This is a genomic window from Paracoccus sp. 22332, from assembly GCF_052045125.1.
Classification (GTDB): Bacteria; Pseudomonadota; Alphaproteobacteria; order Rhodobacterales; family Rhodobacteraceae; genus Paracoccus; species Paracoccus haematequi_A.
The window spans coordinates 365,352-380,351 of sequence record NZ_JBQEOI010000001.1 but is presented as its reverse complement, the minus strand read 5'-3'; the positions used below and the strand labels follow the sequence as shown (position 1 = coordinate 380,351).

Genomic DNA, 15,000 nt, shown 5'->3' with positions numbered 1-15,000 from the left:
CACAGCAGGCCAAGCGCCCGGCGGAACCGCACCAGGCTAAGTCCCGTGATGCGCAGCAGCGGCGTCACCGCCAGGCTGGCGATCAGAAAGTACAGCGCGGTCCGCCCCAGCCGGTGTTCGATGTCGCGGATCGGATCGACGCCCAAGCCCCCCGCGACCGCATCCCAGACCAGCAGCGCCAGAGGAATCAGCCCGCCCAGCCAGACCGCCCCGACGGGAATCTGCCGCAGCCGCCCGTTCAATGCGGCGCGCATCAATAGTCCTTCGCCAGATCCATCCCGGCGTAAAGCGAGGCTACCTGATCGCCATAGCCGTTGAAGGGCTGCGTCTCTTCGCGCCCCGCGAACAGGCCCGCGCCGATGCGACGTTCGGTGGCCTGGGACCAGCGGGGGTGATCCACGGCGGGGTTCACATTGGCATAGAAACCGTATTCCGACGGCTGCATGGCCTGCCAGGTGGACACCGGCTGGCGGTCGGTCAGGGTGATCCTGACGATCGACTTGATCGACTTGAAGCCGTATTTCCACGGCACCACCAGCCGGATCGGCGCGCCGTTCTGGTTGGGCAGCACCTCGCCGTAAAGCCCGGTCGCCAGGATCGTCAGCGGGTGCATCGCCTCGTCCAGGCGCAGGCCCTCCTTGTAGGGCCAGTCGAGGATCGGGCGATTCTGGCCGGGCATCTGTTCAGGGCGATAAAGCGTCTCGAAGGCCACGAACTTCGCCCCTGGCTGAATGCCCGCCTTGTCCAGCACGGATGCCAGCGGCACGCCGATCCAGGGAATCACCATCGACCAGGCCTCGACGCAACGCAGGCGATAGATGCGTTCCTCAAGCGCGTCGACGGGGGCAAGATCGTCCACGCCGTATCGGCCCGGCCGGTCCACCATGCCGTCGATTGCGACCGCCCAGGGATCCGTGACCATGGCGCCCGCGCGCCGCGCCGGGTCGGTCTTGTCCATGCCGAATTCGTAGAAGTTGTTATAGTTGGTGATCTCTTCCAATGTATTCGGCTTTTGGCTGGTCGAATACGGCGAGGGTTTGGCGGTCAGCGCCCAGGCGGGCGCGGCCATCGCGGCGATCCCGGCGCCGATGAGGGCGCGGCGGCTGAGGTAATCGGCTTTCGGGGTGACATCGGACCAGCGAAGTTTCATGGCTTCCTCCCACGGGGCGCTTGGGACAGATAGTCACGCAAAGCCGCCCGCGCAGGGCATCACGTTCACTTTACCCTGACGGGCGCGTCACGCCGCCGCGATTTCGCGCAGGAAGGCCGCGCCGAAGCGGTCCAGCCGCGCGGCGTCCAGATGGCGGGCCAGCCCCGCTTCATCGGCGGGCTTCGCCTCGGCGATGCGGCGGATCTGCGCGGTGGAGCAGGACAGCGGCTTTTCCGTGCCGTCCGGCCCGCGCAAGAGGTCGGCCTGCACCGCCACCAGCCGGTCGAACAAGGCGCCTTCGGGGCGGCCCGCCAGCTTGCGGCGGGCTGGGTGCATGTCGGGCACCTCTCCGGCGATCACCGCCAGGAAGTCGCGACCATAGCTCTCCAGCTTCTTGGCCCCCCCCCCGCCGACCTGCGCCATCTGGTCCAGGGTGTGCGGGCGCTTCTCGGCCATCTCGATCAGGGTGCGGTCGGGAAAGATGACATAGGCGGGGACGCGCGCGGCCTCGGCCAATGCCCGGCGCTTGGCTTTCAGCGCGGACAGCAGCGGCTCGTCCTCTTCGGCCACCTGGGTGCGCAGGACGGTGGCGGGCTTGGGCGCGGTCGTGTCCTGGCGCAGGGTCACGCTTTCCTCGCCGCGCAGGACAGGATGGGCGGCCTCGGTCAGGTGCAGGGCGCCGTGGCGTTCGGGATCGGGGCGGCAGAGGTCGCGGCCCATCATCTGCCGGAAGATCGCCTGCCATTGCGCGCGGCTGTGTTCCCGTCCCACGCCGAAGGTCGGCAGCCGGTCATGGCCGCGCTCGCGCACCTTTTCGGTGGTGTTGCCGGTCAGGATGTCGATCAGATGCGTGGCGCCGAACCACTCGCCGGTCCGCACCATCGCCGACAGCGCCTTGCGCACCGCCTGGGTCGCGTCGAACAGCCGGGGCGGCGCGGCGCACAGATCGCAATTGCCGCAGTCCTGGGCCAGATCCTCGCCGAAATAGGCGAGCAGCTTGCGGCGGCGGCAGCCGGTCGCCTCGGCCAGGCCCAGAAGCGCGTTGAGGCGCGCGTGATCCGCGGCCTTGCGGGCGGGGTCGGCCAGCCCCTCATCGATCTGGGTGCGGCGCAGGCGGATGTCGTCGGGACCGTAGAGCGTCAGCGTATCGGCCGGATCGCCGTCGCGGCCTGCCCGGCCGATCTCCTGGTAATAGCCCTCGATGGATTTCGGCAGGTCGGCGTGCAGCACCCAGCGGATGTCGGGCTTGTCGATGCCCATGCCGAAGGCGATGGTGGCGACCACGATCAGCCCGTCCTCGCGCTGGAACCGCGCCTCGACCTGCCGCCGCGTCTCGGCCTCAAGCCCGGCGTGATAGGCGACAGCCGCATGACCCGCCTGGATCAGGGCATCGGCCAGCGTCTCGGTCCGCGCGCGACTGGCGCAATAGACGATGCCCGACTGCCCACGCCGCGCGGCGACATAGGACAGCACCTGCTTGCGCGGGCTGTCCTTGGGCTGGAAGGCCAGCCGCAGGTTGGGCCGGTCGAAGCCGCGCAGGAAGGTCACGGGGTCGCGCCCGTCGAACAGCCGCGCGACGATCTCGGCCCGCGTTTCCACGTCGGCCGTCGCGGTGAAGGCCGCCAGCGGCACGTCCAGCGACCGCTTCAGGTCGCCGATGCGCAGGTAGTCGGGGCGGAAATCGTGGCCCCACTGGCTGACGCAATGCGCCTCGTCCACGGCGATCGCGGTGACGCCCGCGCGCCGCAGCAAGGGCAGCGTCCCGCCCGAGGCCAGCCGTTCCGGCGCCATATAGAGCAGCTTCAGATCGCCCCGCGACAGGGCCTGGAACACGGCGTCGGTTTCCTCGTCCGTGTTGCCGCTGGTCAGCGCGCCCGCCGCGACTCCCGCCTCGCGCAGCGCCCGGACCTGGTCGCGCATCAGGGCGATCAGCGGCGAAATCACCACCGTCATCCCCTCGCGCATCAGCGCGGGCAGTTGGAAGCACAGCGACTTGCCGCCGCCGGTGGGCATGATCGCCAGCACGTCGCGGCCTGCCGCCACCGCCTGAACGATCTCCTCTTGCCCGGGGCGGAATCCGTCGAACCCCCAGACCTGTCGCAGCAAATCTGTGGGCATCACATCCCGTAGAAGAAGCCCGCATTGTTGGCGAGCGCGCGTTGCAGGATGATGATGATGATGAAGACCACCAGCGGCGCCAGATCCAGCCCCCCGGTGCTGGGCAGGATGTTGCGGATCGGACGATACAGCGGCTCTAGCAGGCGGTTCAGCCCGTCCCAGATCTGCGCAACCAGCGGCTGGCGCAGGTTGAGAACCTGGAAGTTGATCAGCCAGGACATGATGATGTGGACGATCATCACGAACCACACCACTTGCAGGATCAGTTGCAAGGCCTCGTAAAGCGTTCCCATCATGTCCCCTTTTCCGCGTTCGGGCCTGTTATGGGGATGCGCGTCCGCCTTCGCAAGCAAGTTGCCGCAGCGTCCCGGTTGACGATCGCGTGGGGCGCGGCCACCCCCTGGGCCAGTCAATCGAAGGATCCCCGATGTATCCCCTGTTCCGCTTCGCCAAGGAGATGGTCAAGTTCCGCAACGCCCCGCCATTGGCGATCACCGATGCGCATGTCTCGACCCATATCTGCTGGCCCTGGGATCTGGATCCCTGGATCGAGCTGAACAACGGCCGCACCCTGACGCTGTACGACCTGGGCCGCATCCCGATGGCGCAACGCAGCGGGCTGATCCCGATCCTGCGCGACCGCAAATGGGGCATCACCGTGGCGGGCAGTTCCGTGCGCTATCGCCGCCGCATCCGCGCCTTCGACCGCTTCACGATGATTTCGCGCGTGGCGGGCTGGGACCACCGCTTCATCTATATGGACCAGTCGATGTGGAGGGGGACCGATTGCTGCAATCAGGTGCTGATCCGGTCGGCCGTCACCGGGGCGGGCGGCATCGTCCCGCCGCCCGAGGTGATGGCGGCGCTTGGCGCGCGGCCCGACAGCCCGCCCCTGCCGGACTGGATCGCCGCCTGGGTCGAGGCCGACGCGCTGCGTCCCTGGCCGCCGCAGGTTCCCCCTGACGCAAAAGCGCACTTGCCAGGCTGACGACGCTTGGGCCTTATGGCCGCGAACGGGCTTGGGGGTCGGATGGACCGCAAACGGATCTGGGGCTGGTGGTTCTTCGACTGGGCCAGCCAGCCCTTTCATACGCTTCTGCTGACCTTCGTCTTCTCGGTCTATTTCGCCGAGGTCGCGCAGCGCCATTTCCTGAACGTCAGCGGCGACCTGCGGCTGGCGGGCGCACAGGCGCAGGCGCTGTGGGGATACGGGCTGTCGGTGACGGGCGTCATCATCGCCCTCTGCGCGCCGGTCCTGGGGGCCGTCGCCGACACGTCCGGGCGGCGGACGCCCTGGATCTGGTTCTTCTCGATCCTCTATGTCGCGGGATCGGCGGGGCTTTGGTGGCTGATGCCGACCCAGCCCGCCCTGGTGCAGGCGGTGGTGCTGTTCGGCATCGGCCTGATCGGGGTCGAGTTCGCGACGATCTTCACCAACGCCCTGTTGCCGGGCCTTGCCCCGCGCGACGAGATCGGGCGCCTGTCCGGGTCGGGCTATGCCTTCGGCTATCTGGGCGGCGTGGTGTCGCTGGCGGTGATGCTGGCGCTGTTCCAGGAAACCCCCTCGGGCAAGACGCTGATCGGTATCGACCCGCTGTTCGGCCTGGACCCGGCGGCGCGCGAGGGCACCCGCTTCGTCGGCCCCTTCGTGGCGGTCTGGTACATCGTTTTCATGATCCCCTTCTTCCTGTGGGTCCGCGAACCGCGCGGCCCGCGCCAACCCATCCGCATCGGCGCGGCGATGCGCGACCTCTGGACCCTGATCCGCAGCCTGCGCCACCGCCGCAGCCTGGCCGCCTGGCTGGCATCGTCCATGCTGTCGCGCGACGCGCTGAACGCGCTGTATGGATTCGGCGGCGTCTACGCCGGGACGGTGCTGGGCTGGCCGGTCTTTCTGGCAGGCGTCTTCGGGGTGGTCAGCGCCATCGCGGCGGCCATCGTCAGCTGGCTGGGCGGACGCGCCGACCGGGCCTGGGGGCCGAAGCCGGTCATCGTTGCCACCACGCTGATCCTGACCGGCGTCTGCCTGGTCGTGGTCGGCATGGACCGCCAGACGCTGTTCGGGCTGGCCACGCCCTCGACCCCGGTCTTCGGTCGGTTCTACGTTCCGGATCTGGTGTTCTTCGCCTGCGGCGCGCTGATCGGCGGGGCGGGCGGGGCGCTGCAAGCGGCCAGCCGCACCCTGATGGTGCGCCACACGACCCCGGCCCGCGCGACCGAAGGATTCGGCCTTTACGCGCTGTCGGGCAAGGCCACCGCCTTCCTGGCGCCCCTGCTGATCGCCGTCGTCACCGATGCCACCGGCAATCAGCGCATCGGCATATCCCCGCTGATCCTGCTGTTTATCCTGTCGCTCGTTCTGCTAGTCTGGGTCAAACCCGAAGGAGAGGGAGAGCAGTGATCCGCAAAATCCTGACCGCCGCCGCCGTCGTGGCGGGCCTGGCGATGCCCGCAGCCGCCGATCCGCTGGCCAAGGACGTGTTCGGCAGCTTCCGCAGCGCCGCGCAGGGTCCGGCGGTCTCCATCGGCTTTTATTCCAAGGGCTGTGGCCAGGGCTTCGTGCAACTGCCCGAAAGCGGGCCAAGCTGGCAGGCCATGCGCCTGTCGCGCAACCGCAACTGGGGCCATCCCGAACTGGTCAGCTTCCTGATCGGCCTGTCGCAGGCCGCCCAGCAGGCGGGCTGGCGCGGCCTTTATATCGGCGACATGAGCCAGCCGCGCGGCGGGCCGATGACCTCGGGGCATGCCAGCCACCAGTTGGGACTGGACGCCGACATCTGGATGCTGCCGCCGTCCTCGCTGAACCTGTCGCCGCAGCAGCGCGAAAGCATCTCGTCGCAGTCGATCACCGACCGGCGCGGGGTCGGTCTGACCAATGTCTGGAACGGCGGCCACATGTCCATCATGCGCGCCGCCGCCCGCGATCCGCGGGTCGAGCGGATCCTGGTCGATCCCGTCGCCAAGGTGGCCATGTGCCAGATGGAGCGCGGCGACCGCGCCTGGCTGCGCAAGGTCCGCCCGATCAACGCCCACAACTATCATTTCCACGTCCGGCTGGCCTGTCCGCGCGGGTCGATCTGCGACCGCCAGCCCGCGCCGCCGCCCGGCGACGGCTGCGCCGAGGCCGCCGAATGGATCAGGAACCGGATCGACCCCAGCCGGGTCGAACCGACGCCGCCCGATCCCGATTACCGCCATCCCCGGACCTTCCGGCTCAGCGAACTGCCCAAGGAATGCCGATCCGTCGCCGGCGCGCCCTAGGCGCAGTCGCAGCCCTGCTCCTGATCGCGGNCCGCGTCGCTGGAATATGTCGGCACCTTCGTCTGGCGCGACGGAGACGACAGCTTCGGCGGCTTCTCGGGGATCGAGATCAGCCCCGACGGCAGCGCCTTCCACGCCCTGACAGACCGGGCGCATCTGTACTGGGGCAGCATCGACCGCGATTCTCAGGGTCTGATCCGTGCCATGAACATCGCCGGGCGCGCGCATCTGAAGGACAGCAAGGGCGTCCCCCTACCCCCCGGCTATACCGGCGACAGCGAAGGCCTGGCCATCGGCGAGGACGGCGCGATCTGGGTCAGTTTCGAGGGCTTGGACCGCGTGGCCCGATATGACCATCCCGACGCGCGGGCCACCACCTTCGACCCGCCGCCCAAGATGCCGGGAATGCGGATCAATACCGGGCTGGAGGCACTGGCGATCCGAGACGGCACCATCTATGCCGTGCCCGAACGGTCGGGGGCCGAGGATCGGCCTTTTCCGATCCTGACCTTCCGCGACAATGCCTGGGGCCAGGCCGGGGAAATCCGGCGCGATCCCCGCTGGCTGGCGGTGGGCGCCGATTTCGGCCCCGACGGCTGGTTCTATCTGCTGGAGCGCGACTTCCAGGGCATCCTGGGCTTCGCCTCGCGCGTGCGCCGGATGCAGCTGACCGAGGACGGACCCATGAACGAGGAAATCCTGCTGACCACCCGCCCCCTGCAATACGACAATCTGGAAGGGCTGGCGGTCTGGCATGACGGCCAGGGGATCCGCCTGACGATGATTTCCGACGACAACTTCCTGTTCGTGCAGCGCACCGAACTGGTCGAATACCGGCTGCGCGACTGAAGCCGTCCTGCGTCGCGCGATGGCCCGGCCTGCCGCAGGGCGGCGGCAGGCGTTCGACGCCGAAGACAGTCCGTCGGACTTTCTTCCGGGCGCGTCTCACCCCCGAGGGGTATTTTGACAAAGGTGAAAGTGGCACGCCGCGATTGACAACGGTCTGCCGAACCGCCTAAGGCGCCCTGTCCCGCGCCGTGCGGGGCCGAGTTGTTCCGCGACCTTGTAAAACGGAAACCATCAATGACCCGCTATCTGCCCGGCATCCTTGCCATGGCCATCATCGTCGTGGCCTCGAACATCCTTGTGCAATTCACGGTGGGCCTGTGGCTGACCTGGGGCGCCTTCACCTATCCCTTCGCCTTCCTGGTGACCGAGGTGATGAACCGCGTCTATGGCCCCGCCGCCGCCCGGCGCGTGGTGCTGGCGGGCTTCATCGTGGGCGTCGCCTGTTCGGTGATCGCGGCCGGACTGGACAAGACCACCTTGCGAATCGCCGTGGGCTCGGGCATGGCCTTCCTGGTCGCGCAGCTGGTCGACATCCTGGTCTTCAACGCCCTGCGCAACCGCCGCTGGTGGGTGGCGCCCCTGACGTCGTCGTCGGTGGGATCGGTGCTGGACACGGCGATCTTCTTTGCCGTGGCCTTCAGCGCCGCTCTGCCCCACGACGCCAATACGGGCTGGGCGAACGAGGGGGTTCCGCTGCTTGGCCAAGGACCGATCACCGCCCTGTGGGTTTCGTTGGCAACTGCCGACTGGATGGTCAAGATGAGTCTGGCAATACTGACCCTTGTGCCTTTCCGGCTGATCGTGCGCAATTTGTTGCGGACCGAGCGCATAATCTGATTGACAGAACCCCGATCTGTGGCACCCTTTCCCTTGCAACGGCAACACATTGAAAGGAGGTGGTCCAGTGTCGAGAGTGATATTGGAGAGAGGTGTCGGAACAGTCAGGGGGGCCGTGGCCTGAGGGCAGCCCCAAGGGTCGTAAACCCTGGTTGGGACCGGATGCTTTCCCATCCCTAACCGGACCATCTCCGTGGATCTCGCGGGCCGCCCTCAACCAGGGCGGCCCGTTCCTTTTGCGCCTGCGCCTTGCCTTGGCCGCCCGGATGGGGGACTAGCTTGGCCCATTCCCTTCGCTTGCAAAGGCCGGTCATGTCCCACCAATCCGCCCGCCATGGTCCCGCCTTCAACATGCGGGGCGCCGCCTTCATGGTTTTGGCGATGGCAGGTTTCGCGGTCGAGGATGCGCTGCTGAAGATCGCCGCCGCCAGCCTGCCGCCCGGACAGGTGCTGATCACCTTCGGGATCCTCGGCACCGCGACCTTCGCCCTGCTGTGCGTCCTGGCGGGCGAGGCGCCGCTGACCCGCGCCATGCTGGGCCGCCCGATGATCCTGCGGTCCCTGTCCGAGGTGACGGGGCGGCTGTTCTATATGCTGGCCATCGCGCTGACGCCGCTGTCCACAGCCTCGGCCATCCTTCAGGCGACGCCGCTGGTGGTGATGGTGGGCGCGGCGCTGCTGTTCGGCGAAAGCATCGGCCCGCGCCGCTGGCTGGCCGTGGCCTTCGGCTTCCTGGGCGTCCTGCTGATCCTGCGTCCGGGGACCGAGGGGTTCGGCCCCCTGTCCCTGCTGGCGGTGGCGGCGATGCTGGGATTCGCGGGCCGAGATCTGGCGACCCGCGCCGCGCCCGTGTCGATGTCGTTCCGGCAGTTGGGCGTCCTGGGATTCGCCATGCTGATCGTCGCGGGCCTGATCGCCCTGCCCTTCGGCGGTCCCCTGACCGCGCCCGACGCCGCCACCTGGGCGGGCCTGCTGGCGGCATCGGCGGCGGGGGTCTGCGCCTATACCTTCCTGACGGTGGCGATGCGCACGGGCCAGATCGGCGCCGTCACGCCGTTCCGCTATACCCGGCTGGTCTTCGCGATGGCGGCAGGCGCGGCGGTGTTTTCCGAATCGCCCGACGCCCTGACCATCCTGGGCGGCGCGGTGATCATCCTGGCAGGGATCGCGGCGCTGCGCCTGTCGCGCCAGCCCGCGCCGCCCCGGCCCGCCTAGGCGTCACAGCCGCTCGATCGCCAGGGCGATGCCCTGCCCGCCGCCGATGCACATGGTGATCAGCCCGCGCCTGCCGCCGGTGCGCTCCAATTCGGACAGCGCCTTGACGGTCAGGATCGCCCCGGTCGCACCGACCGGATGGCCCAGGGCGATGGCGCCGCCGTTCGGGTTGACCCTGGCCGGGTCCAGCCCCAGCCCCATGTTCACCGCCAGGGCCTGCGCGGCAAAGGCCTCGTTCGATTCGATCACGTCGAAATCGCCGGCCGACAGCCCGGTCTTTTCCAGCAAGCGTTCCACCGCCGGGATCGGGCCGATGCCCATCACTTCGGGGCGCACGCCCGCCAGGGCATAGCCCAGGATCCGCGCCCGTGGCGCCAGCCCCGCCGCCTGCGCGGCGTCAGCTCGCGCCAGCACAAGCGCCGCCGCGCCGTCGTTGATGCCGCTGGCATTGCCTGCCGTCACAGACCCGTCCTTGCGGAACACCGCCTTCAACGCCGCCAGCTTTTCAAGGCTGGTTTCCTTGGGATGCTCGTCCGTGTCGAAGGCCACCACACCCTTGCGGGTCTTGATCTCGATGGGCACGATCTGGTCGCGGAAATGCCCCGCCGCAATGGCCGCCGCCGCCCGGCGCTGCGATTCCAGGGCGAATTCGTCCTGCGCCTGGCGGCTGATGTCATGCTCTGCCGCGACGTTTTCGGCCGTCACGCCCATGTGCCCGGTGCCCATCGGGCAGGTCAGCGCGCCGGTCATCATGTCCATCATCGTCTGGTCGCCCATCTTGGCGCCGAATCGCGCCGCGCTGACGGCATAGGGCGCCCGGCTCATGCTTTCCGCGCCCCCCGCGACGGCGAAATCGGCGTCCCCCAGCATCAGCGCCGGCGCGGCTGACACGATGGCCTGCGCGCCCGACCCGCACAGCCGGTTCACGTTCATCGCGGGCGTGGTGTCGGGAATGCCCGCATCCAGCATCGCCACGCGCGACAGGTACATGTCGCGGGACTCGGTGTTGATGACATGGCCGAAGACCACCTGGCCGATCCGGTCGGGGGCGATGCCCGCCCGTTCCATCGCGGCGCGCGTCACGGTCGCGGCCAGATCGATGGGCGGAATGGCGGCCAGGCTGCCGCCGAAGGTGCCGATGGCGGTGCGCGCCCCGGACAGGATGACGATTTCGGACATGAAGACCCCCGCTCGCATGGTGACGCGGCCAGAATAGGCGACGACCGCCGCAGGGCAAGCGCGTCCTGCGCGTCGTTTGCGCCCGGCACCGGGCAGCGGCTAACCTGCCGGAAAGGCAGGAAACGAATCGCGATGGATACCCCACCCCCACGGATCAAGCTGCGGCTTGAATACGACACGCCGCTGGTCCTGGGGCCGGGCAAGGCGCAACTGCTGCGGCTGATCGGGCAGCACGGGTCGATCTCGGCCGCGGGGCGCCAGATGGGGATGAGCTACAAGCGCGCCTGGTCCCTGGTCGAGGAAATGAACGCGGCCTTCGCCACGCCGCTGGTGGACAGCAGCCGGGGCGGCGCGGGCGGCGGCGGGGCCAGGGTCACGGCGACCGGCCAGGCGGTGCTTCGGCATTACGAGGCGCTGGAACGGCTTCTGACGGACAAGGGGGCGGCCGACCTGGCCGCCATCGGGGGATTGATGAGGGGGCAGGACAGATGACGATTCTGGCGATGGATCAGGGGACGACCTCGTCCCGCGCGATCCTCTTCAGCGACGACTTGCAGGTGCAGGCGACCGCGCAGCACGAATTCCAGCAGCATTTCCCGCGATCCGGTTGGGTCGAACACGATGCGGGCGACATCTGGACGACCAGTGCCGGAACCGCCCGCGCCGCCATCGAAAAGGCCGGCGCCCCGCGTATCGACGCCATCGGCATCACCAACCAGCGGGAAACGGTCGTGATCTGGGACCGCAAGACCGGCCGGCCGATTCACCGCGCCATCGTCTGGCAGGACCGCCGCACCGCCGATCTGTGCGACCGTTTGCGCGACGACGGGATCGAGGATCAGGTGACCGACACCACCGGCCTGCTGCTGGATCCCTATTTCAGCGCCACCAAGATCGCCTGGCTGCTGGACAATGTAGAGGGCGCGCGCGACCGCGCCAAGACGGGCGATCTGGCTTTCGGCACGGTGGACAGCTTCCTGATCTGGAAGCTGACCGGCGGACAGTCCCATGTCACCGATGCGACCAATGCCAGCCGGACGCTGCTTTACGACATCCGCAAGGGCTGCTGGTCCGATGACATGTGCAAGCTGTTCGGCATCCCCCCTGAACTGCTGCCCGAAGTCCGCGACAGCGCCGACGATTTCGGCACCACGCGCGCCGATCTGTTCGGACGCGCGATACCGATCACCGGCGTCGCGGGCGACCAGCAGGCGGCCACCGTGGGGCAGGCCTGTTTCCGGCCCGGCATGATGAAATCGACCTATGGCACCGGCTGTTTCGCGCTGCTGAACACCGGGGACCAGGCGGTGCGGTCGCAGAACCGGCTGCTGACGACCATCGCCTATCGCTTGGACGGCAAGACCACCTATGCGCTGGAAGGCTCGATCTTCATCGCGGGCGCGGTGGTGCAATGGCTGCGCGACGGGCTGAAGCTGATCCGCGAAGCCAGCGAAACTCAAGGACTGTCCGCCAGGGCCGACGACAGCCAGCAGGTGATTCTGGTCCCGGCCTTCACCGGCCTGGGGGCGCCGCATTGGGCGCCGAATGCGCGCGGCGCGGTGTTCGGCCTGACGCGCAACACCGGCCCCGCCGAATTCGCCCGCGCCGCGCTGGAAAGCGTGGGCTTCCAGACCCGCGACCTGTTGCAGGCGATGCGCGCCGACTGGCCCCAGGCGGACGACGCGGTGCTGCGCGTGGACGGCGGCATGACCGCCAGCGAACCGGCGATGCAGTTCCTGGCCGACATCCTGGGCGCCCCGGTGGACCGGCCCAGGAACACCGAGACCACCGCCCAGGGCGCGGCCTGGCTGGCGGGCTATCGTGCGGGGCTGTGCCCGGCGCCCGACGAATACGCCAAGGCCTGGCAGTTGGACCGCCGGTTCGAACCGCAGATGGACAAGGACGACCGCGACCGGCGTTATTCCGCTTGGCAGAGGGCGGTTCAGGCGGTGCTGTCGGTCTGATCTTCCGGCTTTGTGATTTCACCCAAGCGTGATTTTCCGTAATATCCCCGGAAAACGACAAGAGGGCAGGATGAGCAGGCTTCTGAAACTCGCGATCGTCGGGCTGGTCGCGTCATGCGGCGGCGGCAACTATTCGGCGCCCCGGCAATTGGACAACGCTTGCGCCATCGTGGCGGAACGGCCCGCCTATTACCGGGCGATGAAGGCCACCGAACGCAAATGGGGCATCCCGATCCATGTGCAGATGGCCACGATCCACCAGGAATCGAAGTTCATCGGCGACGCGCGGACGCCGCATCAATATGCGCTTGGGGTGATTCCCATCGGCCGCCAGTCCAGCGCCTTCGGCTATTCCCAGGCACTGGACGGCACGTGGGAGGAGTACCAGAAGGAAACCGGCAATCGCCGCGCCAAGCGCGACAACATCCGCCACGCGACGGATTTCATGGGCTGGTACATGCACAATTCCACGCGCCGCCTGGGCATTTCGAAATGGGATGCGGCGGGGCAGTACCTAGCCTATCACGAGGGCCGGTCGGGATTCGCACGCCAATCCTATCTGTCGAAGCCGTGGCTGGTGCGGGTGGCGAACCAGGTCGGACAGCGCGCGCAGATGTATCGCGCGCAGCTTGTGGCCTGCCGCAAATCGTGACGCTTGCCCTTGGCGCCCTGCCCGGTTGATATGGCCGGGCAGCGGAAGGAAGCCCCAGTGAACGACGATCCCATCAAGCGCGAACCGCAGGACCAGCCGGAATTCGCCCTCCATATCGGCGCACGTCTGGTCAGCGCCACGCCGGAACGTGTGGAATTCGAAATGCCCGTCACGCGGGCGCTTGCCAACCGCAACGGCGTCCTGCACGGCGGCGCGATCATGGGCCTGGCCGACAATGCCGGGGGCACCGGCACCTTCCTGAACCTGCCCGAAGGCAAGACCACCACCACGCTGGAAAGCAAGACCAATTTCCTGCGTCCGATCCGGCTGGGCGACGTGGCCCGCGCCGTCAGCCTGCCGCTGCATATCGGCCGGACGACGCAGATCTGGCAGACCACCATCACGCGCGGCGACGGCAAGGCCGCGGCCATCGTCACACAGACTCAGATGGTGATCGACTGGAAGGACTGACCCAGTCAGATCCAGTAGGTGTCGCGGAACACATGGGCGACGATCCGGTCGCGGGTCAGGCCCATGCGCGCCAGTTCGGCGTCGGATTTCGCCTCCAGCGCCTCGATCTGCGCGGACCGCGCGCGCGCTTCCAGATAGGCATTCATGCCCTGGCCGAAGCGGTTGAAGAAGGCGTCGATGCGGCTGCGCGTCTCGGGCGAGAAATGGGTGATCGTGTAGGCCATCGGAAAACCCCTTGCCTGGCAAAAGTGGTCTCCTCCCATGACCACAGCTTAGGTCATGATCGCTGTCCTATCAAGCCTCGCAGGATTCAACCAGCGTCCAGGGCGACAAGCCGCCGCGCCGCTGCCCGTCCGGCGTGCAGCCCGCTGCCCAGGCAGGCGGTCAGAAGATAACCGCCGGTCGGCGCTTCCCAGTCCAGCATCTCTCCGGCCACGAAGACACCTGGCAGGGCACGCAGTTCCCGGTTCCGAGTCAGCGAATCCCAGGTCACCCCCCCGGCAGTGGAGATCGCCGTCCCGATCCCCATCGCCCCCGCATGGCGCAGCGGCAGGGCCTTGGCCAGGGCCGCCCAACCCGCGGCATCAGCGGGCAAGGGCCTGCCCCATTCCAGCAGCAGCGCGACCTTGACCGGATCGTCCAGCACCCGGCGCAGCCAGTTTCCCACCGACAGCCTCCCCTTGGGCCTGGCGAATCGCGCCGCCAGCGTCGGATGGTCCAGATCCGGCGCCAGATCGATCCGCCCTTCCGCGCCGTCCCGCATCGCGGCCGAGATCTCATAGATCCCGCCCCCCTCGATCCCGGCACGGCCGATGACCCACTCGCCCCGGCTGCCCAGATCGCCCGCCCGCAGCGCGGTCCCCTTGACCGCCACTCCGAAATGCCGCGCCATCTGCGGCGACCAGTCCACGCGGAACCCCATATTCGCGGGGCGGAACGGCGCCACGCCGACCCCTGTCGCCTGCAACCACGGCACCCAGGCCGCATCCGATCCCAAACGGGGCCAGCTTGCCCCGCCCAGCGCCAGCACCGTGACGCGCGGCGCGATCTCTGCCACCCCCTCGGGTGTCTGGAACCGGAAGCCGCCCCCGATCCACCGCCAGCGCGTGCGTAGTTCCACCCCCGCCGCATCCAACCGCGCCAGCCAGGCCCGCAGCAAAGGCGAGGCCTTCATGCCCGCCGGAAACACCCGCCCCGTCGATCCCGTGAACAGCTCGATTCCAAGGCCCCGCGCCCAGGCCATGACCTCCGCAGGCCCGAATGCCTCATCTTCTGTGGGAAAATATCCTCGGGGGTGCGGGGGC

16 protein-coding genes and 1 pseudogene (1 of these 17 cut by a window edge) are annotated in these 15,000 nt (G+C 68.3%); 10 read left to right on the top strand and 7 right to left on the bottom strand.

Translation table 11 applies throughout. The features are described from left to right. The 4 genes from ACTJI6_RS01855 to ACTJI6_RS01840 form a co-directional block, all read right to left on the bottom strand. Nucleotides 1–254, bottom strand: partial view of a sulfite oxidase heme-binding subunit YedZ gene (locus tag ACTJI6_RS01855; protein WP_440797314.1) — the start only. It extends 370 nt beyond the left edge of the window; only the first 254 of its 624 coding nucleotides appear in the window; the start codon lies at nucleotides 252–254; its stop codon lies beyond the left edge, outside the window. Beyond that, nucleotides 254–1,150: a protein-methionine-sulfoxide reductase catalytic subunit MsrP gene (gene msrP / locus ACTJI6_RS01850; protein ID WP_440797312.1), complete on the bottom strand. Its 897-nt coding sequence runs from the start codon at nucleotides 1,148–1,150 to the stop codon at nucleotides 254–256. Before msrP ends, ACTJI6_RS01855 begins: the two co-directional genes overlap by 1 nt. 87 nt (nucleotides 1,151–1,237) lie before the next feature. Beyond that, nucleotides 1,238–3,268 (bottom strand): DNA helicase RecQ, encoded by a 2,031-nt coding sequence (gene recQ, locus ACTJI6_RS01845; RefSeq protein ID WP_440797310.1) that lies wholly within the window; start codon nucleotides 3,266–3,268, stop codon nucleotides 1,238–1,240. Beyond that, nucleotides 3,268–3,561 (bottom strand): YggT family protein, encoded by a 294-nt coding sequence (locus ACTJI6_RS01840; protein WP_126154079.1) that lies wholly within the window; start codon nucleotides 3,559–3,561, stop codon nucleotides 3,268–3,270. Before ACTJI6_RS01840 ends, recQ begins: the two co-directional genes overlap by 1 nt. Before the next feature lie 134 nt (nucleotides 3,562–3,695). Between ACTJI6_RS01840 and ACTJI6_RS01835 the strand changes: the two genes are divergently transcribed. The 6 genes from ACTJI6_RS01835 to ACTJI6_RS01810 all read left to right on the top strand — a co-directional run bounded on the left by ACTJI6_RS01835 (nucleotide 3,696) and on the right by ACTJI6_RS01810 (nucleotide 9,430). Then, nucleotides 3,696–4,256: an acyl-CoA thioesterase gene (locus ACTJI6_RS01835; protein ID WP_440797308.1), complete on the top strand. Its 561-nt coding sequence runs from the start codon at nucleotides 3,696–3,698 to the stop codon at nucleotides 4,254–4,256. A 42-nt stretch (nucleotides 4,257–4,298) separates the two neighbouring features. Next, complete coding sequence (locus ACTJI6_RS01830; protein ID WP_440797306.1) at nucleotides 4,299–5,669, top strand: MFS transporter; 1,371 nt, start codon at nucleotides 4,299–4,301, stop codon at nucleotides 5,667–5,669. Continuing rightward, the gene (gene mepA, locus ACTJI6_RS01825; protein ID WP_126153904.1) at nucleotides 5,666–6,529 is read left to right on the top strand and encodes a penicillin-insensitive murein endopeptidase; all 864 of its coding nucleotides are present in this window, start codon (nucleotides 5,666–5,668) and stop codon (nucleotides 6,527–6,529) included. The genes ACTJI6_RS01830 and mepA overlap by 4 nt, the downstream gene beginning before the upstream one ends. A 39-nt stretch (nucleotides 6,530–6,568) precedes the next feature. After that, on the top strand, nucleotides 6,569–7,378 hold the full coding sequence (locus ACTJI6_RS01820; protein WP_440797342.1) for an esterase-like activity of phytase family protein: 810 nt from the start codon (nucleotides 6,569–6,571) through the stop codon (nucleotides 7,376–7,378). A 234-nt stretch (nucleotides 7,379–7,612) separates the two neighbouring features. Beyond that, a complete protein-coding gene (locus ACTJI6_RS01815; RefSeq protein WP_440797303.1) occupies nucleotides 7,613–8,215 on the top strand; it encodes a queuosine precursor transporter in 603 nt (200 codons plus the stop codon). 312 nt (nucleotides 8,216–8,527) lie between these two features. Next, nucleotides 8,528–9,430, top strand: coding sequence for a DMT family transporter (locus ACTJI6_RS01810; protein WP_440797301.1), 903 nt, complete (start codon nucleotides 8,528–8,530; stop codon nucleotides 9,428–9,430). Between the two features lie 3 nt (nucleotides 9,431–9,433). Here ACTJI6_RS01810 and ACTJI6_RS01805 read toward each other — a convergent pair whose 3' ends face one another. After that, entirely contained in the window at nucleotides 9,434–10,609 is a 1,176-nt protein-coding gene (locus tag ACTJI6_RS01805; protein WP_440797299.1) for an acetyl-CoA C-acyltransferase family protein, read from the bottom strand. A gap of 132 nt (nucleotides 10,610–10,741) precedes the next feature. Between ACTJI6_RS01805 and ACTJI6_RS01800 the strand changes: the two genes are divergently transcribed. From ACTJI6_RS01800 to ACTJI6_RS01785, 4 genes are all read left to right on the top strand, one after another. Further along, nucleotides 10,742–11,101, top strand: coding sequence for a winged helix-turn-helix domain-containing protein (locus tag ACTJI6_RS01800; protein WP_126153908.1), 360 nt, complete (start codon nucleotides 10,742–10,744; stop codon nucleotides 11,099–11,101). Beyond that, nucleotides 11,098–12,573: a glycerol kinase GlpK gene (glpK, locus tag ACTJI6_RS01795; RefSeq protein WP_440797297.1), complete on the top strand. Its 1,476-nt coding sequence runs from the start codon at nucleotides 11,098–11,100 to the stop codon at nucleotides 12,571–12,573. The genes ACTJI6_RS01800 and glpK overlap by 4 nt, the downstream gene beginning before the upstream one ends. A 70-nt stretch (nucleotides 12,574–12,643) precedes the next feature. Further along, entirely contained in the window at nucleotides 12,644–13,225 is a 582-nt protein-coding gene (locus tag ACTJI6_RS01790) for a transglycosylase SLT domain-containing protein (RefSeq protein WP_126153910.1), read from the top strand. A gap of 57 nt (nucleotides 13,226–13,282) precedes the next feature. Beyond that, nucleotides 13,283–13,696 carry a PaaI family thioesterase gene (locus ACTJI6_RS01785; protein WP_241232708.1) on the top strand — a complete coding sequence of 138 codons (414 nt, stop codon included), beginning with the start codon at nucleotides 13,283–13,285 and terminating at the stop codon, nucleotides 13,694–13,696. 5 nt (nucleotides 13,697–13,701) lie between these two features. On the opposite strand, the gene ACTJI6_RS01780 is transcribed toward ACTJI6_RS01785, so the two are convergent. Together ACTJI6_RS01780 and ACTJI6_RS01775 are read right to left on the bottom strand one after the other, a co-directional pair. Further along, nucleotides 13,702–13,920: a hypothetical protein gene (locus ACTJI6_RS01780; RefSeq protein WP_126153912.1), complete on the bottom strand. Its 219-nt coding sequence runs from the start codon at nucleotides 13,918–13,920 to the stop codon at nucleotides 13,702–13,704. An 86-nt stretch (nucleotides 13,921–14,006) separates the two neighbouring features. Continuing rightward, nucleotides 14,007–15,000 (bottom strand): annotated as a pseudogene (locus ACTJI6_RS01775) (TIGR03862 family flavoprotein); the annotation flags it as partial.